This window comes from Mesosutterella multiformis, from assembly GCF_003402575.1.
GTDB classification, from domain to species: Bacteria; Pseudomonadota; Gammaproteobacteria; order Burkholderiales; family Burkholderiaceae_F; genus Mesosutterella; species Mesosutterella multiformis.
This window is the reverse complement of sequence record NZ_BGZJ01000002.1, coordinates 381,393-402,448: the sequence shown is the minus strand read 5'-3', so window position 1 is coordinate 402,448 and position 21,056 is coordinate 381,393. Positions and strand designations below refer to the sequence as shown.

Below are 21,056 nucleotides of genomic sequence, written 5' to 3'. Positions count from 1 at the left end.
GAGGGAACTCAGCGGTCCGCCTCCTTTTTTTAAGCGTCAGTTCTGCGCGTGCGAGTTCAGATGCACCGGAGCCGCAACGGTCTGCGTGCGGGTGGTAGACGCGACCTGCGGAGTATCGGCTTTGAGTGACGCGCGGATAGACGCCCGGGCGCTCTTTGAGACCGGGACGTAACGGGTCGGTTTCAGACCGAGCGCCGTTTCCATCATCGCGACCTCATTCTGCGGCATCTGGAAGTTAGAGGCCTTGACGCGGGCAGCCGCGCGGCGCACAAACCAAGCGGCCGTTGACTGCGGCGCGGTCCTCATGAACGACTGATAGGACGCGAGGTACTGATTCCGGAGCGTCGGATTCTGCTGCATCCGGGGGTCATGCAGATAGAAGTGGAGGAGCGAGAAATACACCGACTGGACCTGGAACGCGTAGGGGAAGTCCGGGTACGCCTTCACGAATGAATCGCAGTTCGCGATCACGTGCGAGAGTTCCGCGGGTGACGGGATATTGCGGTTTTTGTTATCCGCGCTGACTCGCCCGTTCCCCAGCGCCATCACGTCAAAGTACTGCTTCCACATCGGCGGGAGATTCGGGAGCTTAGCGAAGAACGAGTAGAGCGGTGTCACCTCAAACTTTGACCCCGAAATCGAATACGTTCCCCAGTCGAGGATATTCTCATGCAGCTCATGCTCGATATCGCCGAATTCCGGTTTTCCGACGAGATCCGATACCTTAAACTGCGACGCCTCACGGCTATTAAATGCCACGAGGTTATTGAGGTACATCTTGTAGAACTCAGGGAAAGGTTTCTTTGCGGCGTAGAGCGACGCGTTGGCCTTCGCGAGGCTGATCACGCTGTCGTGAAACGCCTTCAGTTTCGCGTCCGTCGGTGTCGCGATCGGCTTCGCCGTAAAGGGGTTCCAGAAGGTATTCAGAGTGCCGCCCGCGGCGAGCGAGTTCGCCGCGGCAGACGCTACCGCGGATGACGCCGGGTCCGCGGGGTGCAGCGTATTCTGACCCCAGTTGATGATCTTCCCAAGGGCATCGCCGATGGGATTGGCTGAGGCAGAAAGCGACGCGAAGCACGTAAGCAGTACGGCGATTTTTATAGTTTTTGTATGCATGGGGAAATCAATGAAGAGTCGCTTTTTAGACCGATTTATTTTAAGTCGAAACCCCGTTTTTTCCGGCAGATTCTGTCATCAATCTGTAATCATTTGATTTATCTCTAAATCTGATCTGCGAATGATTATCAGATCACGGGAATTCCGGCGCTTTCGGTTATGTGTTTGTCTGCCGGAGGAGGAGAAAACCGATACCAGAGCGACTGGGAACTGCCCCCAGGAAGCGAAAAAAGACAGACCGCTGAGGACGAGGGAAGAGGGAGCAGAGTCAGAAATACCTGGAACGGACCGATGAGTCGTTCAGTTTTCAGTCTGTCGTTTTTATTATTAAATACTATTTAAAAACAAATAATTAAATAAACAAACTTAAAGCGCCGATTAAATTTTAGTGGCTTCAGTTTTGAGAGCTGCGCGGGGGCTATTCCCCGCGCCAGACAGAAAGGGCGGGAACCGAAGTCCCCGCCCATTGAGACACATGCTCTGACTCCTCTGAGAGTCAGGTGTTGATCCGCTTAGCCCCAGGCTTTTTCAGCCGCGGCAGCCTTACCGGCAATACGGCCGTTCACAAGGCAGTCAAGCGTCGCGCAGGATCCGAGACGAACCGCGCCATGCACGCCGCCTGTGGATTCGCCTGCGGCATAAAGTCCCGGAATCGGCTGATCATCGACAATCCCGATCACGCGCCCCTGGATATCGGTCTGCAGTCCGCCCATGCAGTGATGGACCTTCGGGGAGAGGTATGAGAAGTACCAAGGGCCCTTCGCCATGGGTTGCGCTTTCGGGAAGAAAGTGCGTCCCATTTCGTCACCTGACTTAGCGGCAAGCGCCTTGTTGTAGTCATCAACCGACTTCTTAAGCGCTGCCAGCGGAATGTTATTCATTTTCGCCACGTCTTCAAGGGTGTCAGCCTTATGAACAACGCCGGCCGTGAGTTCTTTTTCAAGCATTCCCGGGCGGGCCACCTTCCAGGCATCGGTCGCTGAGGTATCGGCGAGCGCGATGCACTTGTGCCCTTCGTTATTCAGGTTGATTACGGCATCGGCACGGACCTTGCGATTCGCGAGCTCATTCACGAAGCGTTTGCCGGTCGCGCAGTCAACCCAGAGTCCTCGGGTAGCTGCCGCTCCTTGAGCGAAGTAGAGAGCGATGCCCATTCCTTTTTCCTCAGGCGAATTCCAGGGGCCGCACTGAATCCAGTCCTGCTGGATCTGCGTGCAGCCGATACGGGCGGTTTCTCGCCAGAGTTCGCTTGTCGCGCCGGGCTGATTCGTCGTATCGAATTTCGCCGTGAGCTTCGGGTCATACTTTGTCCGGAACTTCACATCCGCACCGAAACCGCCGTAGCAAAGCACCACAGCCTTCGACGCCTTGATGTATTTCACCTTTCCGGAATCGGCTTTCGGGAAGCGGTAGCCATCCCGCACCTTGAGTCCCTTTACGCGACCGTCCGCGTCGCGGATGATCGTCTCCACGTAGCAGCGGGTACGGACTTTGACACCCTGTTTCGCTAGGTAATCCACTTCCTTCTGCACAACAGCGGAACCGGAGCCGTTCTTTGTATAGAGGAACCGGGGGACGGAGTGACCGCCTTCCTGCCCGACTTTATCCATGTATTCAACACCGAGCGTTTTGACAGTCCACTCCCAGGTCGGGTAGGCCTCACGGGCCATGAGCTTCACTTTTTCGGGGTAATTGAGACCCTGACCTTCACGGATGATGTCTTCCGCGAGAAGCTGCGGTGAATCCTTGACGCCAAGCGCCTTCTGAGGGGCGTTTCCCGGAACTGAGAGAATGCCGCCATTGATGATCGAGTTGCCGCCGTAGGTCGGCATCTTCTCAAGAACCGCGACCGTCGAGCCGGCAGCCTTCGCTTCAATTGCGGCGGCAAGCCCGGCGAACCCGGAGCCGATTACCACCACGTCGTACGTCTCATCCCACTTCGCGGGCATCGGATCCTTCGGGGCAGCCGCCTGAGCGGGGCCTGAAAGCATTGCTCCGGCAGTCGCCGCGGCACCCGCGGCAAGGAAATGACGGCGATTAAGATCAGTCATAGCACTCTCCTCTGTTTACTGGTCAGAAAGCCTAATTACAAAGAACTATCTATTCCTATTAAACATTGAAGATTCTGTTATAGAAAGAGTACTATTGAAATCAACTTGTGAAATTCACAATTTAACGTTTATTGACGGGGAGATACTCCTCCATGAAAGCGGTGAGCAATATCGATGCCTGGCGGGTTCTTGCCGCGATCGCGGAGGGAAACGGGATTACCGGCGCATCGGAATCCACTGGGATTGACCTCCCGGCCTGTACGCGGCTTATTAAGAAGCTTGAGGAAGAGCTTGGCTACGCGCTGGTTGAGCATCAGGTGCGGCCGGCGCGGCTCACCGATTTCGGTCTTTCGGTGCTTCCCGCCGCGCGGGAAATCGCGGCTGAGCAGTCGAGGATTCTGTCCGCCGCGGCATCTTTCACTCGGATGCCGCTCGTTATCCGGCTAAGCGTTCCGGTCAATAACCCAAGAAAGAGCGTGAATGAGCACATCAGAACTTATAGGGAATTTGATCCCTCGCTTTCCGTTCAGGTGATTTCCGATATGGATCATCAGGATGTGCTTGAGGGGCGGGCGGATCTTGCCTACATTCCGTACGACCCGCCGGCCTCAGGTCTTGTGATTCTGCCGATTGGGCGGGCGATGAATGTCCCAGTGGTGTCTCCCGGGTATCTGGAGACGCATCCCTTTCCTCACACGCCTGAGGATCTCATTCATCACAAGGTGATTCTCAGGGAGTCCCGCCACTATCCGGTGACGGATCATCTGGAGAAAAACAGCGAGAATCGGCCGCTTCGATGCGCGGGAATCGCTTTCTCTGGTGATGTGCTTTCGGGGCGTGAATGTGTGCTGAATGGGGAAGGAGTCGCGCTTGATCTCTCCTTCTCCCGGTGCCTCACGGAGATCAAAGAGGGGAAATTGATCCCCGTGCTTGATGGCTGGCATCGTCCTGAGTGGCATCTCAATATCGTTATCGCGAAAGAAAACGAAAGCAACGCGCGTCTCATGAAATTCGCTCGGTGGTTCGCGAGCGCCGAGGCTTTTGCTCTGAATAAACGATCCGAAAAGCGTGAGTCTATGATGAAAGACCTGTTCAGGGCGTAGAGAAAGCATCTCCGCGGATCGGTTCACGCCTTTCATCTGTACCGCCTTTGCCCTATCCAAAGAGTGTCTCAATATCCTCTGAAACTCCCTCTTCATGCCGATATTACTAAATAGAATATCGTATGTAGAATAGCGTTACACCGAAGCGAGAACCGGATACAAAAGAACCGATTTTTGTCTTCCCTTCGGTACTGACCACAACGCTTCTGGAGAGAAAAGATATGAAAAATACCGCCATCTTTGCCGCGCTCTGCGGCGCTGCTTTCGCGATGTCAGGCAAGGCCTTCGCCGCTCCGTCGGTGCTAGGGGTAACGACGGGCGCGGGCTATATCCCGATGGTGAAGGCCGTGAATGAAGTCTGCAAAGCGCCTGACGTGAAGATTGAAGGGCATTTCGGCGGCAATATCGGTCAGGAACTCGCTCAGATTGAGGCGGGGAATGACGTGTCAGTCGTGGTGTCAGACGCGTCGACCTTGAAGAAGATCAAGTCGAAAGTCACCTACACGAAGACCGTGACGCTTGGCGACACCCCGATGATGATGGTGTGGAAGAAGGGCCTGAACCTTAAGAGCCCGGCGGACCTCACGAACGCCTCCGTCACCCGTATCGCCGCTCCGGATCCGAAGGCCGCGATTTACGGCCGCACCGCGACCCAGTGGCTCTCGGGTCAGAAGCCTGAAGTGAAGAAGGCTCTTGAAGCGAAGTGGCTCACGGTCGGAAACGTCCCGCAGGCGATTTCGTATGTCGTCCGGGGAGAGGCGGATGTCGCCTTCGTGAACGTGGTCGCGGCGAAGAAGAATCACGAGAAACTCGGCGGCATGATGCCGGTGAAGACGGGTTACGAACCGATCACGATGACGGCGTCGATCGTGAAGGGCGCGCCGAACGAAAAGGCCGCGGAACAGTATCTCAGCTGCCTCACGACCCCGAAAGCGAAGGCCGTGCTTCAGAAGTTCGGCGTGGGCGACGTGAAGTAAGAGCGGGTCTGGGTGTGTTATGGACGGGGCGGTACTGAGTACTGGCCCCGTTTCATCCTGATGGCTTCAAAACTTGAAGAGGAAATTTCTGATGGTCTACTTTCCGGATTCTTATTTGGATGATCTGATCCGCGAGGACGCACCGTACGGCGACGAAACCTCCACGCTTCTCGGGATCGAGGATCAGCCGGGTATGGTGGTTGGGGCTCCGAAGGTGACGGGCGTGGTGTCGGGTGTCTCCGTTGCCGCGAAACTCTGCCGCCGGGAGGGTCTCAAAGCAACGGAACATGTGAAGGATGGCGATCGGGTGGAAGCGGGGACGCCCGTTCTGACGCTTGAAGGCACCGCGTCGCAGCTTCACCTGGTTTATAAGACCGCGCAGCGGCTTATGGAAACGTGCTCCGGGATCGCCGGTCGGACGCGTCAGATGGTGGACGCGGCGCAGTCCGTGAACCCGAACTGCCAGGTGGCGCTCACCCGCAAACACTTCCCGGGCGCGAAACTCCTCTCGCTCTACGCGATTCTGACTGGCGGCGGTGTCTTCCACCGAGCGGGGCTCTCGGAATCCATTCTCGTTTTTGATCAGCATCGGGTGTTTTTATCGGACCCCTTTAAGGCCGTGCACGACGCGAAACTGAAGTCCCCTGAACGCCGCATCACGGTTGAAGTGGCGACGGGAGAGGAAGGGCTCGCGTACTTTGAAGCCGGGGCGGACGTGATCCAGTGCGAGAAGTTTTCGACGGATGACCTCAAAGCCTTTGTGGACGCGGTGCGTGCCAAGTACCCCGCGGGGAAGATCCTTGCGGCCGGCGGTATCAATGGCTCGAACGCGTCGGAATTTGCCGCGACCGGCGTGGACGCGATTGTGACCACGTGGCCTTACTTCGCACAGCCCTTTGATATCAAGATGCGCTTCAAGGCCCTTTGATTTTCAGATGATGAATCGGGGATCCTAGGTGAGTCAATCGTCCCGCGGGGGCTCACTTGTTGCTTATCCCCCTCCTGGATCCGTTAAAAAAAGAGTCGCCGCTTTTCATTTTTGGGGAAAACCTTGATTTTGGTTTTGACTACATATTACGAATGAGAATCAAAATCATCTACGGAATAAGACAACGACCTCCGGAATCGTCGGGGGGAAAAGCCTTTATGTCCGTGAGGGGTCAGAAAAAATTGGAAATGGGAGGCGGGGCTTATTTAGCTTCGGAATGAAGTTTCTATCGGGTTTCAGTCCGTCATTCGGCGTAGGGAAATACCGCTCAGTATCTTTTAAAACCACGTCAGAAAGAGGGTTTTAAGATCGAAATTTCCCTTTGTAGAATGCCGGGATACCTTACGTTCTTAGGCCTGTAAACCGGGCTTCAAGGACGTATTAAACGACAGGAACCTTCTATTGGAAGTTAAAACTATGATGACTAAGCCTCTCCTTCTTGCGGCGGCAATTGGTGCTGTAACCCTTGCGATCTCAGGCACAGCTTCGGCGGCTTCTTCTGTTCTCGGTGTTACGACGCCCGCGGGCTACATCCCGATGGTGAAAGCATTGAATCAAGTCTGCGAAGCGCCTGGCGTCAAAATTGAAGGGCATTTCGGCGGCAATACCGGGCAGCAGATCGCTCAGATTGAGGCGGGAAGCGGGGTCTCGGTTGTGGTGACAGACGCCGCGACGCTGAAGAGCATCAAGTCGAAAGTGACCTACACGAAGACGATGACGCTCGGCGGCACGCCGATGATGCTTGTGTGGAAGAAAGGACTGAACCTCAAGGGGCCAGAGGATCTCACCGACGCCTCTGTGACCCGCATCGCAGTCGCGGATCCGAAGGCCGCGATTTATGGCCGCACCGCGGCTCAGTGGCTTTCCGGGCAGAAGCCTGAGGTGAAAAAGGCGCTCGAACCGAAGTGGCTTGCCGTCCGGAACCTCCCTCAGGCGATGTCCTATGTGGTCCGGGGAGAAGCCGATGCCGCGTTCGTGAATGTTCTCGCCGCGAAGAAGAACGAGCGAAAGCTCGGCGGCTCGGTAAAGGTGACGTCGGGGTACGAGCCGATCACGATGACCGCTTCGATCGTGAAAGGGTCGCCTAATGAAAAGGCGGCAGAGCAGTACCTCAATTGCCTCGGGACCCCGAAAGCGAAAGCGGTTCTGAAGCAGTTCGGTGTAGGGAACGACGTCTGAAGCGATTTTTAAATAAGGAAGAGGGGGGCAGCAACCCTTACCCCTCCTCTGATTTTCAGGACTAAAGGAAGAGAGAAGAGCAGATGGTCTACTTTCCGGATTCAACGTTGAATGACCGGTTCCGCGGGGGCGAGACTTCCCGCGGCAGAGGGTCTGCGGCCCCCGAGCCACTCCTCTCTCTCCTGGAGGGCAACGCTGGAGATCAGCGGGCGGATGACGATTCGGCGTTTCATAGGGACAGCGCGACTGAAGACCGCTCGGATCCCCGTGGCTCTGAGTCTCTCGTCATGGATCTTTCCTGTGTCCGGGGAAAGAGCCGCTTTCACTTCGTTCTCAATATGCCCCTCTCAGGTGTCACCGCTGTCATGGGGGAGAGCGGCCCGGGGAAGACCACGTTTTCGCAGCTGATTGCCGGTCTGATCCGACCGACGGAAGGGTTTCTGAGACTCGGAAACCGCCTGTTCGCGGATACCCATCGACACTTTTTTCTCCCGCCGCATAAGCGCGGCATTTCCATGGTGTTCCAGGATCATCGTCTGTTCCCGCACCTTACGGTCCGCGGGAATCTGACGCTCGCGGAAAAGTGGGGCGGCAGGAAAGCGCGCGTGGCGCTGGAGGATGTCGCCCGCTTCTTTGAAATCACGCCGTTTCTTGACCGGAAGCCGGGGACGCTCTCCGGCGGCGAATCCCAGCGCGTTTCACTCGCGCGTGGCGTGATGGCGGCGGACTCCCTTTTGATTCTGGATGAGGCGCTCGCGTCGCTTGATCCTCCTCGGAAGGCGAGGCTCCTCGAACAAATCGCGGCGCTTCCGACGCTGATTGATGTTCCGGTCCTCATGATCACGCATTCCCCCGCGGAAGCCCTTCGGGTGTCCGAAAAAGCGATTGGGCTATCGAAGGGACAAATTGCCGCGACCGGGGACACTCGCTCGGTGCTGGAGTCCTGCGGATTCCTGAAGGAGGAGGGGAACCATGCCTGAGTGGCTTTCGATCTTCTTATCCCCCGACCTCTGGGAGTCGCTCACCGGTCCCTTGTGGCTCACCGGTAACGCGCTTTTCTGGAGTCTCGCGCTGCATGCGCTTCTGTCGATCCCGATCGCCTTTTGGCTCGCAAGGCAGCAGAACGTTCTCACGAAACTCGTGGGATTTGTGACGACGCTTCCGCTCATCTTCCCTCCGATCGCGCTTGGGTACCTGCTTATGGTGCTTCTCGGTCAGAACGGGTGGATCGGCGGATGGCTCAAAACCGAGTGGGGGATCCGGGTGCTCTTTACACCGGAAGCGGTGATCCTCGCGGCCTTTGTGGCCGGCATTCCGCTCGTCGTTCGGCCGCTTAAAGCCGCGTTTTCAGACGCGAAGCTGCGGGACCTCGAGGCAGCCGCATCGCTCTGCGGCCTTTCGCCCCTGAAGCGCTTTCTCTTAATCACTGTGCCGCTCGTTCGTAAGCCGCTCGCCGCCGCCTTTATTCTCGCAGCCGGCCGAGCGATCGGGGAAGTCGGAATCACGATGATGCTCGGCGGCAATATCGAGGACCGCACGGCGACCGTATCGCTTGAGATCTTCAATGCGGTGGGCCGAGGTGACTTTGATGAAGCCACCGCGCTCTGCGGGGTGCTCGCCGCGATTTCGCTTTGCTTCTATGTGCTTCTCGACCGTCTGGGGGCGAGCGATAAGGCCTGAGGTTCTTCAATCCTCAGGCGTATCCGCCGAGTCTCTCGGTCTCGGGACGGTTTATATCGGAGCGTTGCGGGATGAGGAAACCGCGCTTGGCGAACGGCTTCATTTTCCGGAACAAAGCTTTGTGGTGGCGGGGCTCCTCGTCGAGTGGACGGCGGAGGGCGTACAGACCCTCGTCCGTCCCCGCCTCCCGCAGAACGCCGTGGCGTTTAAGAATGGCTATGGGCCGGTCGATCTGAAAGAGGCGGTTGCAACCTACGAGCGGAACTTCCGCGCGTACCGTGAGGCGAACGGGATGAAACTGAAGTCCTGGACCTTTGAAGTCGTGAACGGCGCGACGAGTATTGACTATATGGATGGCCGCGAAAACATGACCGATATGCTCAAGGGGCGCGGTTTCCCGCTGAAGTAAAACGCATCCGTGAAAGCGTGAAGACCGTTTTTCCAATTCACGCCTACACTTCGGGGCAGTCTGAAGGGGACCGCAACGATCTCTTCTTTGCTTTAAAAAATAGCCCGCCGAAACGGAGAACTCACAGACTGGGCTCTCCGTTTTTTACGGACGAAAGGAAAAAATGATCAGCCGCCGAATGCTGTTCGCCTGTGCCGCCGGGATCGTGGCGGGCACCGACGCCCGCGCCGAAACGACGCCGGGGAGTGACATCAACGCCGTCAAAACTCCCGTCACCGATGGCTCCCGGGATGTGACCGCCGCGTTTCTCGATGCGCTCAAAACCCACGATCGGGTCTATGTACCGGAAGGGACGTTCCGGATAGATAGCCGCGTGGACCTTTCGCGTCTCTATGGACCGGGGATTCTCACCTTTGACAACGGACACGAGATCGCGCTCACGACGCCCGCGGATTCGGAGACGCTCGATCAGATGTTCTTTGCCGACCTGAAGTACGCGGTGGAGAAGGTGGGCGTGCAGGATATGTCGGTCTGCGGGGGCGCTGTCTTCCTCTCTCAAAATGTCCGGAACCCGGGCTGGAGCGATAAATCGGTTGTCCGGGTGTCGGAATACGCGTTTCCAGGATTCGCTGATAAACGGCCGGCGTTCCGGATTGAGACGGACGCGGATCAGACGGCTCCGGTGTCGACCGTCGCTTTCCTCGGTCTCGGGCACGGGCAGGGCTGCCAGGCCGTCCGGGAAGAGGGGCGAACCGTGATCTACACGACGAAAGGCCCCTCAGCCGATTCTCCCGCGGGGAACGGCGTCACCCGGATCACGTGGCGGGGAGATGCTACCCGGGAGTCGAACTTCCGGGTGACCCGGACCCCGAAGAGCGACTTCCACCAGGTGGGATTGTCACCGGATGGGGAATATCTTCTTGGGTTCGTCCAGGGGCGGATCACTGTCTTTAAGCGGCTAGAGCTTCTAGCTCACCCCGACAGCGCGAAACCCGTTCTCACGATTCCGTTCCGCGATGAACGCCCGAGGCGCTTTGTGTCGGGTCTCACGACTGACGGCCGCTTTATCTATGTGCTGCAAAGCTCCACGGCAGACCTCTGGATGAAACAGCGGATCGATGTCTTCACGAGGGAAGGGCGGCACCGGAAGACGATAGAGACGGATTCGTTCCTTGCGTTTCTCCCTGAAGCTGCGAAAGAGGGGACAGCGAAGGGCTTCTTTCCGATCAATAAGGAAGTGGAGGGGCTCTGCGTCTGGCGGAACGCGCTTCTTATGGTCTGCAAGCTCAATTTCGCCATTCCCCGCGACACAGTGACGCATGAGGGGCGGTTCTATATCGCCGCGCATGACTCAAAGGGCGTCCCTCCGCCCAATCTCCAATACTGGCGCGAGGCAAAAAAGGCTTTTCCAACCGCTAACCCATGGAATCCAGACCAAAACTACCGTGGATTCCGGGGTCAGGTCACGCATCGGTTCTTAATTGGGATCGTTCCGCGCGGTTTTCTTCGATCGGATGCTCCCTTGAACATAAAATAGAATCCTATAATACAAATCGCGTCCGCCCGGAATCGAAAAAAATCGATTTCCGGGCTTATTTTTTGGGATTTTTCGGATCCTCATTTTCTTAAAAGTGATACATAAATTTATCTCTGTAATGTCGTTTTCTATCTCTTTTTACTGGCTATTTATCAGGGACAAATTAATGTCGTTAAAATTTTTTAAAGTTATCTTTAAAGATCAAGAATTTTTTGTTATTTACCGTTTATATCAATGCTGTAAATACGGTTATTCAGTACGGTAAACAGTCTGACAGGTCAGAGTGAGTCAGGGAGTGAAGTTGGAACTTCTGGACGCTGATGAGCGGGGAGGAAGGATGGCTTTGAGGATCGTCGATCTCGTTATGGTTTCAGAGGGGAAAGCACTCTGAAAACGGTCCCTGAAATTTTGATTTTTAACTTAAGGAGATAAAAAACAGCAAGTTTTATCAAGAAAGACAAAGCACTCTAGAGAAACAAAAAACCATAAAAATAGATAATTACAGGATTACCTGTAGCAGATTCGATCTTGCTGGAACCATTGTGTTTTGTGCTTAGACTGAGTGTGAAGATCAACACTCATTTTTGCAAGACCACCCCGAGTTTCGGTCTTTCCAGGGAGCGACATCGGTTATAAAACAAAAAGGTAAGGCTGATTTTTAGAGCCGTGATTCGGTTGGAGTCGGTTGCGATCGATCCAAATGGGGGGTGCACCGACACAAGGGCACGAGGGAAAAGCTGAAAGCCCGCGGCCAGGATTACGAGCCCTTATAGTGCCTGTTTTAGCTGGCTTTCCTATATCTTCTGCTGAATGCGGATCCCAGAGACCGGCAGGTCAGAGCTTCACCTTCTTCGCCGCCTCCCGCTGAGCCTTGCGGCCGCGGCGGTCATAAAGCGCGGTGGTGGTGATGCTCGCGTGCCCCATCATATCTTTCACGGTCGAGATATCGACATTCTTGTCAAGAAGCCGGGTCGCGAAGGTACGGCGGAGGTCATGCGTCGTGATGTCCTCAAGCCCCGCCCGGATCCGGTACTCCTGAACCACGTGCCCCACGGCGTGAGGGGTGAGCGGCGCGGTCGGGTCAAATTTCCACCCTTTGAAGAACTTCCCAAACACAAATTCCCCTTCTTTTCCGCGGACATCAAGCCACCGGGCAAGGGCATCCTTCACTTCCGGAATCATGAACACCTCTCGCTCCTTATCGCCTTTGCCGATAAAGCGGATAGAACTTTCCGCGAAGTTCACGCCCTTCAGTTTGATCGCGGACACCTCGGCCCGGCGCATCCCGCAGCCAAGAAGCAGACAGAGAATCGCGTGATCCCGGATCGTGATCGGGTTCATCTCAATCTGGGTGGCATCAAGCAGCGCCTCAGACTCATCCTCGGTGATCGCGCGGCCGGCCGCAAGACGGAGAAACCGTATGGATTTCACAAGCTTAATCCTAGCGAGCGTCTCCGCGTCCATCTGTTTCAGAAGGAACGCCTGGTTCGCGACGCCTTTGAAAGCTGAGAGGTAGCAGTTGATCGACCGGGGGCTCATCCGGGGCTTCCCGTTTTCGTCTGGCTGCTGCATCGCGGTGATAAAGGCGAGCACGTGCTCGTATCGCATCGCGGACCAGTTGAGAAAGCGGAGGTCTGTCGCTCCAGCCCAGTGAGCGATTACATTCAGTTTGCTTGTCATCGTGTAGCGGGAAGTACCACTATGAAGAGTGGCGATAAACGCCATTGCAGGGTTCACTTCCGGGGCGTCAGAATTATGGCGAATTATGAGCTCATTCTGAACCGGATCGAGGACTTCATTTTCCATAATTTTGTGTACCTTAATTCAGAAAAACGGGATGACAGACATCGCAAGAAGGATTCTATTTTTGAATTATAGGAAAAATAGGATCCGTTTTTGGGGTGCTGGAGACTCCAGAGGACGTGAGAAGAGGCTGAAAACGGACTCTTTATTAACCGCCCTCACGGATTGAATCATATAATCGACATTATATTATCCTATTTTTGGCGAAAAAAGGGCGGAAAAATGACCCTGAGAGCCATCAAATTGAATCCGATTTGGTGATCAAGTGCTCGTTCCTCAAAATTTGAGCCGTTTTAAATCAATCTCTGTTTTCTATGCAAAGCTAAATTTACAGATTTATATCTGCATAAAATCTGAGAACCTTGAAATATCCTGAAATCTGGATCTCGGAACGGAACGCTAAAAGTCAGGTTTGGGAATCCGGGCAGTCTGGGAAGCATCCAGAGATTTTCCTCATGACAGACGTTTGAGAATGCGGGCGAAGAGGCTGTGTGACGCCCAGAACCGATCGAAACAGGACTTTGGGCAGGAAGGGTCACGCATTAAGGAATTGGGTCAGCCAGGTGTTGCATCCTTCAGTATGGTCTTTTCGATTTATTTCCCTCCTCAGCGCTTAAATTCACAGCGTGGAAGTGCAGTCAGAAGCCGTTCGTATCAGTGGCACCGCAGAGCCAGCCTCTGGCGTCACGAGAAAATAGTCCACCCTGCTCCTTCCTTTGCAACGTGACGGTTCTTAATGGACATTACAAATTGCGCCTCTATGCGTAATGAAATCTATATATCTGAAAACTTAAAGTAATGAAATGAATCCATTTATTTCACGACTCTTTTTTAAACATGTTCGAAGGCTATACTTTTAAAAGTAACAAAAATGATTTCCAGATATAGCTCGATAGGGAGACCTTCAAATGGATAAATTTGTGTTGGTTTTAGCTGCGGCACTCTGTTTCAGCACAAGTGCTATCGCGGAAGTTACCTGTCATACTGATGCGTTTGGCGACGTAAACTGTACCGGATATGACAAGGATGGTCATTATGTCAACACCACCTCTCACAAAGATGCCTTTGGAGATGTCACCACAACTGGACATATTGGGAATAGTAAAGTAAACACCACAGCTCACACAGATGCCTTCGGTGATGTCAATACAACCGGGCATATCGGGAATAGTCAGGTAAATACCACCGCCCACACAGATGCTTTCGGTGATGTCAACACAACCGGGCATATCGGGAATAGCCAGGTAAATACCACCGCCCATAAAGATGCCTTTGGAGATGTCAGCACAACCGGGCATATTGGGAAGAAAAAATTAAACAGTACCGCCCACACAGATGCCTTTGGAGACACGTCCTACAGGTAGTTATAACTGATTGTTCCTGACCCCCAATTTAAAGCCGCTCCACATTCGAGAAGCGGCTTTTTATTGTGCTGTGCGCTCTTTTACCTCACCTTGATCGAGAAAACTTCTTTAAGTGCCTTTCCACTCGAACGCCTGCAGCCCTGCTCCCACTACCGGCGTGCGGCTCACCAGAAGGGAATTCAGAGACGTTATGAAGGGTGATTGAAAATCGGATTTAGAGTTCCGTGTACTTCTTTGATTTGCCCTTTGCCTTTTCGACCGGGTATTTCGCCGCGTTCTTATCAATCTTGTTCCGGATCGCTTCCGGAATGTCGATATTGAGGGCGTTAGCCATATAGATGCAGTAGATCATGACGTCTGCGAGCTCTTCCGTCATTTCAGGCTTCTTACGGGCGGCCTCGAGATCAGCGCCGGACCACTGAAAGAGCTCAAGGAGTTCCGAAGCTTCAAGAGAAACCGAGATCGCGAGATCCTTGGGATTATGAAACTGCTTCCAGTCACGGTCGTTCCGGAACTCGATCGCCTTCGCTGCCGCTTCTTCAAATGTGATTTTGCTCATAATCGTCTTCTTATTCCGATCTGTCGAGGTTATCAGATAAGGTGAGGAAAGTATCAAGACTAGTGGCGTTTGTGCTGCTTATCCCATCGGCTCGTAGAAAAACGCAATGGAATCTGTACCTCACGAGGCGCAATGAAATCTGTACCCCCTTGAACCGACCGGATTTTTCACCCAACCTTTCTGGGAAAAGGGGAAAAGCGTTTAGATTTACAAACGCTTGGGAACAGCGTGTATTAGGAGATTTCCTCGAGGTTTCTATGGAAACCAATTCTTCTGCAAAATTTGATAAAAACGACGTTTTATCCATCTCTGGAGACTATGGGGTTGTGAATCAGATAGCATTTCAGGGACGATCTTTTGCAAGCAATTCTGTCGTCAAATATGGTGTATTGCATAACGAAGACATCGTCTATACAAAATCACCTCTAAAAGCAAATCCTTATGGGATTATAAAAACCAATAAAGGCAAGGCGGGTATAGTCTCCCCGCTTTATGCTATCTATCATCCAAAAAATAACTTGGTTCCTTCTTTTGTCCAAAGCTATTTTGAACAAAATGAGCGTTTAAATAACTACCTGCGACCTTTAGTAAATAAGGGAGCAAAAAATAATATGCTCATTTCAAACGAAAAGGCTATTTCTGGCAAAGTGATTTTCCCTTCAAGGAAGGAACAAGAAAAAATTTCAGCCCTTTTAGAAAGAGTTGATTCCCTTCTTACCCTTCATCAGCGTCAGCAAAATGGAGGCTATTTATGGTTAGAGAACTCAGCAAAACAAGTCTGTTTTGCGATTATTACAGCCAGTGGATACAGGTCTACAAAGAAGGCGCTGTCAGACCAGTTACGCTGAATAAATACAAAATGACGCTGTCCTGGCTTAAGAAACTTGCTCCCGGCCTAAAGCTCTGCGACGTTTCCCGCGTAGAGTACCAGCAGATCCTGAATGCCTATGCGGTTTATCACGAACGGCAGACAACGATGGACTTCCATCATCAGCTTAAAGGTGCCGTTATTGATGCGGTTGATGAGGGATACATTCCCCGTGATCCCACAAGAAAAACTATCATCAAGGGCAGAACGCCCTCTTCCAAGAAGATCAAATACCTCAATCAATATGAGCTTCACACGCTGCTTTCCAGCCTGGATTTAAGCGGCAAGATCAATTGGGATTGGCTGATCCTTCTGGTCGCCAAAACCGGAATGCGATTTTCTGAGGCTTTGGCGGTCACGCCAAGCGACTTTGATTTTGCCCACCAGATGCTCTCTATTTCGAAGACCTGGGACTATAAAGGCGAAGGCGGGTTTCTGCCAACCAAGAATAAATCTTCGGTCAGAAAGATCCAGCTAGACTGGCAGACTGTGATCCAGTTTGCCGAGTTGGTTAAGAACTTGGTTCCAGATAAACCCATCTTTGTCACCAAGGCCCACGTCTATAACTCCACGGTCAATAACAGGCTGGCCCGGTATTGCAAAAGAGTCCATGTACCGATTATCTCGATCCATGGACTCCGTCACACTCATGCTTCTCTGCTGCTGTTTGCAGGAGTGTCAATCGCGAGCGTCGCGAGACGCCTGGGGCACTCCAATATCACAACCACGCAGAAAACCTACCTGCATATCATTCAGGAATTGGAAAATCAGGATGTTGACCTGATTATGCGAGCCCTTTCGGGGCTGAGTTAATGGTTTGTTTTTATGTGAATTCCTTTAAAAGCTGACGCTGATGAAGCGGTTCTCACGTTCACCCTATTCTTCAGGTTCTTCAATGTCAGGATCGCATTTATCGTCAAGGATAAAGTCCCGCAGCGCGGAGTCGATTTTGATCGTGACCTTAGGCGGCGGGAGTCTCCGGCCCTCGTGTTTCTCGAAATAGGCTTTGGCTTTCCCCTTATCGACGGTCTCCTTCAGAGCATCGAATCGCCGATATTCATTGATGTTCCCCTCCGTGAGCGTCATTTCCTTGAGGCCGCGAAGTTTCTCTTCATCAAGTCCGAAAGTTTCGGAGAATCGGTGGATTCTGTCGCTGTCGGCGCGGGCCATATACTCCGTAATGTAATCACGAAGCGATTTCCCAGGTTCGACTTTGACGTCGCCGCGCTGAATGTCATGAAGGAAAATGTTGGCGTACTTCTGTTCATCCTGAGTGAGAGAGGCGAAGGAGCTGTGAAGCTCAGCTTCAGCTCTCTTGGTAATCTCCGCGTTAGGACCGCTGAGGTTCAGCTCCTTGATCCATTTCTCAAAACGGGAATTCATGTACTCAGAATCGATCATCTCGGTATCGATCGTCGTGAGATACCCATCAATCTCGTATGGCAGGTCTGATCCAGCCGCTTCGGTTTCTTCTTTTGTGGGCGCCAGTTCCTTATAGCGCTGGGCCATCGTTTTGAAGTCCCGCTCATCCAGCTGGACATCGATCACAGTTTCTTCGCCAGTGTCGCCCTCCGCCTCATCACCCGCTTCGGGTTCAATCAGGTAGCTGCGCTTATCCCACGTAAAGCCCTGAAGCTCAGCCGCTTCAATGTACTCATTCATCTGCTTGAAGAGTTTCGCGAACTTCTGCTTCACCGGAATTTCGTCCGGGAGATGGGAAAAGTCCGGAATATCAGCATTGATAAAGAGCTGCTGAATGTCCTGATAGGTGTTGTTCAGGTTCCGAAGGTTGTCTTTCAGCTTGTCGACAAAGAGGCCGAACGGCCGGTCGCCCGAGTAGAGTTTGACGGCGTCCTCGACGTTCTTCCGCTGAGTGTTCGGATAGCGGTAGTACCGGATGGTGCCAAAGGGCTTATCCGGTCCAAAGAGCCGATTCGTTCGGGAGAACGCCTGAATCACACGTTCGTATTCGAGCAATTTGTCGAGATACAGCGTGTTGATCCACTTGGAGTCAAAGCCCGTCAGCATCTGATCGACGACGATCAGAAGATCCAGCTGCTCTTTTTTATCAAGATCGATTCGGGTGTAGGGCTGCTTATGAGCGAGCCGGGCCGCGATGTCCTTCTTCATCAGACTGAAGGTCGGGATTGTGAAGTCCTGGTGATAGCGCTCGTTGTAGTCCCGGACGATCTCCTCAAGACCATCTTCCTTGTAATTCGCGCCAGCGTTGTTATCGATGTTGGAATCAAAGAGTGCCGTGATTTTCAATTCAGGCAGCTCTTTCTTCATCAGGCGGTAGTACTCAATCGCCTCATTGATGCTCGAAGTGGCAAACAGCGCGTGGAACTTGCTGTTGTGACTCAGAATCGGCCAGTGCTCGCGGATATCCTGAACCACCATCATCTGATGCGCCTGGCGCCGGTACTGATCGGCGGGGAGATAGTCTTCTATCCCCTTCTCGAACTTCCCTGAAATGGGATCTTTTGTTCCTGCCATCGGGAGCTGCATAAAGGCGTAGTACTTCTCCTTTTGCACATCCGTCATGTTCTTCACGTCTTCATGGCGAACATGAGCCTTTTCTTCGGCCACTGCCTGGCGGAGGTCCGATTCCTTATAGGTGAGCACCATATAGGGATCGAATCCGAGCACGTTCTTATCCCGGATGCCGTCCGCGATGCTGTAGCGGTGCAGCTCGTCCCCGAAGATCGACGTAGTGGTGTTCTGCTTCTTCTGGTTCTCTTCCTGAATCGGCGTTCCAGTGAAACCAAAGAAAATGGCCCGCGGGAAAGTCTGCCGGATTGTCAGCATCATCTCGCCGAATGTCGACCGGTGGCACTCATCGATGATGAACACCATCCGTTTCGTATTGATGTGGTCAATTGCGTCAGACATGGCGCCGCCGCGGGCATCCTTGCTGATACGGCTCATCTTCTGGATCGAAGTGACAATCAGAGTGTCATTCGCGCTGTCGCTTCGCAGTTTGTGCAGCAGATCGGTGGTGTTTTCTGTTGCCTGGATCGACTCATCATCGGCCGCGAACCCCTGATACTCGCGAAGGCTCTGCGTGCCGAGTTCGATACGGTCCATCAGGAAGATCACTTTATCGGCGTCACGTGACGCCGCGATCAGCTGGGCAGACTTGAAAGAGGTGAGCGTCTTACCGGACCCTGTCGTGTGCCAGACGTAACCGCCTCTCTGCCGGGGCTCATCCCATTTGGTTTTGGAGACACGGTCAGAAATAGCGTTCGCGGCATAGTACTGGTAGCTTCGCATTACCTTCAGGACACCATCAGTGTCATCCGCCACGGTGTAGAAACCGATCAGCTGATGCGCCATGGGGATGGAAAGGAACGACGTTGCGATTCGCTTCCAGTCATTGATCGGATTGTTATTGAAATCGGCCCAGTGGAAGTAAAAATCAGGGTTGAATTTACCTTCAGGGCCCGGGTTCGCGAAATACCGGGTCTCCTCCGGATTCATGGCGACAAAAATCTGAACGAGAGAATAGATTCCCGTGTAGATTCCCTCTCCCGCGTATTTTTGAATCTGATAGCACGCCTGACTCACCGGAACATTCGTGTTCTTCAACTCAATGTGAATAACCGGCATGCCATTGATCAGGAGAAGCAGATCCCCTCTTCTCTGACTCTTGATATCTGAGTGAACCGGGAACTGTGGCTGCTCGACGATCTGATAGCGGCTTTTACCGGCCGCGATTTCCTTTCGGTCGTAAATCTTGAGCGAAATCTCTTTCCCGAAATGTGCCTTATCGTCTTCGTTATCGCGTTTGATAAGGATGCTGCCGCCATTGATGAAGCCATTCAGCTTCACAGGGGTCCTGAGAGACTTGATCTGCTCAAGGATCTGCCCCATTTCACCCTCAGTCAAAGGGTAATCGTTCAGCCGGTCGATCTGACGGTTGTTTTGAAGGTGAATTATCAAATCAAGTGCAAAGTTACTGAATAAAAGACTTCAGCCGGACACTTCCAATTGAGACGTTTTCTGGGTCTGAAATTCAGAGCATTGAACCGTTTCTGAACTTCTGTCTGAGAAATTTTATCGATACTCATTCCTTTTGGGAAAAAGTCTCTAAGAAGTCCGTTTGTATTTTCATTACTTCCTTTCTCCCATGGATGATGAGGCAAGCAGAAATACACTTTGGTTCTGAGATCTTTCTCCAGTTTTTCAGCCCAGGAAAATTCTTTTCCGCGATCTACGGTAATCGTACGCAGATCCTTATCTGACAGAGATTTCTCAATTACGGCAGACACATCGGCCGCAGTCTTGGAAGCGGTTTTCCCGCCACAGAGAAAGCCGGACTTCCTATCGACCAGAGTCGTGAGGCAGGCTCCGCCCTTTTTTCCGATGACGGTATCGCCTTCCCAATCCCCCAGGCAAGATCTGTTCTGAGCTTCCAGGGGTCGCTCTTCAATGCTGTGAGTGATCTGGATCTTTCCTCGCCTCTCGGTCATGCCTTTACGGTGACGCGTTTTACCGTGGTGTCGCAGGTGTCGGGACATCTTTCGGCCATCCACAAAGCGATCCAGAAAGCCAGAATTGATTCCTCGGTAGATTGTCGTGGCGCTGATCCTTAGATTCGGCAGCTCCTTTCTGAGACGGTATTGAATCTGCTCCGGAGACCAGAATTTCTTAACCAGCAGATTTGAGACAATCCTTGTCAGCAACGAGTCAGACTTCAGAATGTTTCTCTTTCCGCAATGCTTTCTCTGTCTCTGATATCGGGCCTGCGCGGCACAGGGATCATAGGCAGCTGAAGCCCCATCCTGGGCCGATACAGCCTTGTTTCGCTTCAGTTCGCGGGAGATCGTAGAAACATTTTTCCCAATCGCACATGCAATTTCAGACAGGGATTTGCCTGAAATCGTTAAAGCCGAAATAAATACTCTGTCCCGAAGAGTAAGATGATGATAGTGGCTCATGAGCTCCCTCTATAGTTATCTTGACAATCTCTATTATGGAAGCTTTATGGGCCACTATTCTTTTCTCAGGCTTTGCACTTGAAGTGATAATTCGCCAAAAAGAATGTCGGCCCAGTTTTTGATCAGATCCTTTTCTGAATAATTGCGCAGGATTTTCTTATCCCAGCCGCATTCATCCGTCAGCTTCTTGATCAGGGCCGCTTCGAATTCTGCTTCTGAATTAAACACGGATATTTCTCCTACGCATTAAACGAACATTTTTTCCAGGAAAGCCTGCTTCACGTTTTTAAGCATTTCCAGCTTTCGCTGATGAAGGGTAAGAAGGGAATCTATATCCTTGAAGAATTTCCCAATTAGTCTTTGCTCGTTAAAAGATGCTGGATTTAGAAACGTAGCTTTTGACACAAGTTTCCAATCTGCTCTGGGCATCTTTGTGCCTACGGATTGATTCGCTATTTCATCAAATTGCTTGGTCTGAATGA

General features: G+C 52.8%; 19 protein-coding genes. 11 read left to right on the top strand and 8 right to left on the bottom strand.

The genetic code is table 11. From position 1 onward, the window contains the following. Positions 1–36: 36 nt before the first annotated feature. Positions 37–1,116, bottom strand: a complete 1,080-nt coding sequence (locus M4NBBH2_RS10410) for a hypothetical protein (protein ID WP_116270905.1) — start codon at positions 1,114–1,116, stop codon at positions 37–39. A gap of 512 nt (positions 1,117–1,628) precedes the next feature. Then, positions 1,629–3,167 carry a flavocytochrome c gene (locus M4NBBH2_RS10405; protein ID WP_116270904.1) on the bottom strand — a complete coding sequence of 513 codons (1,539 nt, stop codon included), beginning with the start codon at positions 3,165–3,167 and terminating at the stop codon, positions 1,629–1,631. Positions 3,168–3,319: 152 nt separating this feature from the next. Here M4NBBH2_RS10405 and M4NBBH2_RS10400 point away from each other — a divergent pair, with 152 nt between their 5' ends. From M4NBBH2_RS10400 to modA (M4NBBH2_RS10385), 4 genes are all read left to right on the top strand, one after another. Further along, complete coding sequence (locus M4NBBH2_RS10400; protein WP_116270903.1) at positions 3,320–4,270, top strand: LysR family transcriptional regulator; 951 nt, start codon at positions 3,320–3,322, stop codon at positions 4,268–4,270. Between the two features lie 221 nt (positions 4,271–4,491). Next, positions 4,492–5,247 carry a molybdate ABC transporter substrate-binding protein gene (gene modA, locus M4NBBH2_RS10395; RefSeq protein WP_116270902.1) on the top strand — a complete coding sequence of 252 codons (756 nt, stop codon included), beginning with the start codon at positions 4,492–4,494 and terminating at the stop codon, positions 5,245–5,247. Positions 5,248–5,338: 91 nt separating this feature from the next. Beyond that, the gene (gene modD / locus M4NBBH2_RS10390; protein ID WP_116270901.1) at positions 5,339–6,175 is read left to right on the top strand and encodes a ModD protein; all 837 of its coding nucleotides are present in this window, start codon (positions 5,339–5,341) and stop codon (positions 6,173–6,175) included. Between the two features lie 477 nt (positions 6,176–6,652). Further along, positions 6,653–7,414, top strand: coding sequence for a molybdate ABC transporter substrate-binding protein (modA, locus tag M4NBBH2_RS10385; RefSeq protein WP_116270900.1), 762 nt, complete (start codon positions 6,653–6,655; stop codon positions 7,412–7,414). A 101-nt stretch (positions 7,415–7,515) separates the two neighbouring features. Here modA (M4NBBH2_RS10385) and M4NBBH2_RS12235 read toward each other — a convergent pair whose 3' ends face one another. Next, on the bottom strand, positions 7,516–7,647 hold the full coding sequence (locus M4NBBH2_RS12235) for a hypothetical protein (protein ID WP_269148220.1): 132 nt from the start codon (positions 7,645–7,647) through the stop codon (positions 7,516–7,518). A 54-nt stretch (positions 7,648–7,701) separates the two neighbouring features. Between M4NBBH2_RS12235 and M4NBBH2_RS10380 the strand changes: the two genes are divergently transcribed. The 4 genes from M4NBBH2_RS10380 to M4NBBH2_RS10365 all read left to right on the top strand — a co-directional run bounded on the left by M4NBBH2_RS10380 (position 7,702) and on the right by M4NBBH2_RS10365 (position 11,040). After that, the gene (locus tag M4NBBH2_RS10380) at positions 7,702–8,394 is read left to right on the top strand and encodes an ATP-binding cassette domain-containing protein (protein WP_170135157.1); all 693 of its coding nucleotides are present in this window, start codon (positions 7,702–7,704) and stop codon (positions 8,392–8,394) included. Continuing rightward, positions 8,387–9,094 (top strand): molybdate ABC transporter permease subunit, encoded by a 708-nt coding sequence (locus M4NBBH2_RS10375; RefSeq protein ID WP_116270898.1) that lies wholly within the window; start codon positions 8,387–8,389, stop codon positions 9,092–9,094. Before M4NBBH2_RS10380 ends, M4NBBH2_RS10375 begins: the two co-directional genes overlap by 8 nt. Positions 9,095–9,158: 64 nt before the next feature. Beyond that, complete coding sequence (locus tag M4NBBH2_RS10370) at positions 9,159–9,503, top strand: nitroreductase family protein (RefSeq protein WP_116270897.1); 345 nt, start codon at positions 9,159–9,161, stop codon at positions 9,501–9,503. Positions 9,504–9,666: 163 nt separating this feature from the next. Beyond that, on the top strand, positions 9,667–11,040 hold the full coding sequence (locus M4NBBH2_RS10365; protein WP_116270896.1) for a hypothetical protein: 1,374 nt from the start codon (positions 9,667–9,669) through the stop codon (positions 11,038–11,040). A gap of 834 nt (positions 11,041–11,874) precedes the next feature. Here M4NBBH2_RS10365 and M4NBBH2_RS10360 read toward each other — a convergent pair. Further along, positions 11,875–12,846: a tyrosine-type recombinase/integrase gene (locus M4NBBH2_RS10360; RefSeq protein WP_116270895.1), complete on the bottom strand. Its 972-nt coding sequence runs from the start codon at positions 12,844–12,846 to the stop codon at positions 11,875–11,877. A 905-nt stretch (positions 12,847–13,751) separates the two neighbouring features. Here M4NBBH2_RS10360 and M4NBBH2_RS10355 point away from each other — a divergent pair. Continuing rightward, complete coding sequence (locus tag M4NBBH2_RS10355) at positions 13,752–14,207, top strand: hypothetical protein (protein WP_116270894.1); 456 nt, start codon at positions 13,752–13,754, stop codon at positions 14,205–14,207. Between the two features lie 214 nt (positions 14,208–14,421). Here M4NBBH2_RS10355 and M4NBBH2_RS10350 read toward each other — a convergent pair whose 3' ends face one another. Continuing rightward, positions 14,422–14,766: a nucleotide pyrophosphohydrolase gene (locus M4NBBH2_RS10350; protein WP_116270893.1), complete on the bottom strand. Its 345-nt coding sequence runs from the start codon at positions 14,764–14,766 to the stop codon at positions 14,422–14,424. Between the two features lie 257 nt (positions 14,767–15,023). On the opposite strand from M4NBBH2_RS10350, the gene M4NBBH2_RS11715 reads away from it, so the two are divergent. Together M4NBBH2_RS11715 and M4NBBH2_RS10345 are read left to right on the top strand one after the other, a co-directional pair. Further along, complete coding sequence (locus tag M4NBBH2_RS11715; protein WP_170135156.1) at positions 15,024–15,614, top strand: restriction endonuclease subunit S domain-containing protein; 591 nt, start codon at positions 15,024–15,026, stop codon at positions 15,612–15,614. Next, positions 15,518–16,447, top strand: a complete 930-nt coding sequence (locus M4NBBH2_RS10345; RefSeq protein ID WP_116270892.1) for a site-specific integrase — start codon at positions 15,518–15,520, stop codon at positions 16,445–16,447. The genes M4NBBH2_RS11715 and M4NBBH2_RS10345 overlap by 97 nt, the downstream gene beginning before the upstream one ends. A gap of 63 nt (positions 16,448–16,510) precedes the next feature. Here the strand turns inward: M4NBBH2_RS10345 and M4NBBH2_RS10340 are convergent, their stop codons facing one another. The 3 genes from M4NBBH2_RS10340 to M4NBBH2_RS11830 are packed head-to-tail and all read right to left on the bottom strand — an operon-like array spanning position 16,511 to position 20,802. Beyond that, entirely contained in the window at positions 16,511–19,522 is a 3,012-nt protein-coding gene (locus M4NBBH2_RS10340) for a type I restriction endonuclease subunit R (RefSeq protein WP_202973753.1), read from the bottom strand. 50 nt (positions 19,523–19,572) lie between these two features. Beyond that, complete coding sequence (locus M4NBBH2_RS10335) at positions 19,573–20,574, bottom strand: IS30 family transposase (RefSeq protein ID WP_116269326.1); 1,002 nt, start codon at positions 20,572–20,574, stop codon at positions 19,573–19,575. Between the two features lie 54 nt (positions 20,575–20,628). Beyond that, positions 20,629–20,802, bottom strand: a complete 174-nt coding sequence (locus M4NBBH2_RS11830; RefSeq protein ID WP_170135155.1) for a hypothetical protein — start codon at positions 20,800–20,802, stop codon at positions 20,629–20,631. Positions 20,803–21,056 lie beyond the last annotated feature (254 nt).

Excerpts from the sequence above, each read along its gene's own strand:
- M4NBBH2_RS10405 (WP_116270904.1), bottom strand. The coding sequence starts at position 3,167 with ATGACTGATCTTAATCGCCGTCATTTCCTTGCCGCGGGTGCCGCGGCG.
- M4NBBH2_RS10350 (WP_116270893.1), bottom strand. The coding sequence starts at position 14,766 with ATGAGCAAAATCACATTTGAAGAAGCGGCAGCGAAGGCGATCGAGTTC.
- M4NBBH2_RS12235 (WP_269148220.1), bottom strand. The coding sequence starts at position 7,647 with ATGAAACGCCGAATCGTCATCCGCCCGCTGATCTCCAGCGTTGCCCTC.
- M4NBBH2_RS10375 (WP_116270898.1), top strand. The coding sequence starts at position 8,387 with ATGCCTGAGTGGCTTTCGATCTTCTTATCCCCCGACCTCTGGGAGTCG.
- modA (WP_116270900.1), top strand. The coding sequence starts at position 6,653 with ATGATGACTAAGCCTCTCCTTCTTGCGGCGGCAATTGGTGCTGTAACC.
- modD (WP_116270901.1), top strand. The coding sequence starts at position 5,339 with ATGGTCTACTTTCCGGATTCTTATTTGGATGATCTGATCCGCGAGGAC.
- M4NBBH2_RS10380 (WP_170135157.1), top strand. The coding sequence starts at position 7,702 with ATGGATCTTTCCTGTGTCCGGGGAAAGAGCCGCTTTCACTTCGTTCTC.
- M4NBBH2_RS10410 (WP_116270905.1), bottom strand. The coding sequence starts at position 1,116 with ATGCATACAAAAACTATAAAAATCGCCGTACTGCTTACGTGCTTCGCG.
- M4NBBH2_RS10360 (WP_116270895.1), bottom strand. The coding sequence starts at position 12,846 with ATGGAAAATGAAGTCCTCGATCCGGTTCAGAATGAGCTCATAATTCGC.
- M4NBBH2_RS10345 (WP_116270892.1), top strand. The coding sequence starts at position 15,518 with ATGGTTAGAGAACTCAGCAAAACAAGTCTGTTTTGCGATTATTACAGC.
- M4NBBH2_RS10335 (WP_116269326.1), bottom strand. The coding sequence starts at position 20,574 with ATGAGCCACTATCATCATCTTACTCTTCGGGACAGAGTATTTATTTCG.
- modA (WP_116270902.1), top strand. The coding sequence starts at position 4,492 with ATGAAAAATACCGCCATCTTTGCCGCGCTCTGCGGCGCTGCTTTCGCG.
- M4NBBH2_RS10355 (WP_116270894.1), top strand. The coding sequence starts at position 13,752 with ATGGATAAATTTGTGTTGGTTTTAGCTGCGGCACTCTGTTTCAGCACA.
- M4NBBH2_RS10365 (WP_116270896.1), top strand. The coding sequence starts at position 9,667 with ATGATCAGCCGCCGAATGCTGTTCGCCTGTGCCGCCGGGATCGTGGCG.
- M4NBBH2_RS11715 (WP_170135156.1), top strand. The coding sequence starts at position 15,024 with ATGGAAACCAATTCTTCTGCAAAATTTGATAAAAACGACGTTTTATCC.
- M4NBBH2_RS10400 (WP_116270903.1), top strand. The coding sequence starts at position 3,320 with ATGAAAGCGGTGAGCAATATCGATGCCTGGCGGGTTCTTGCCGCGATC.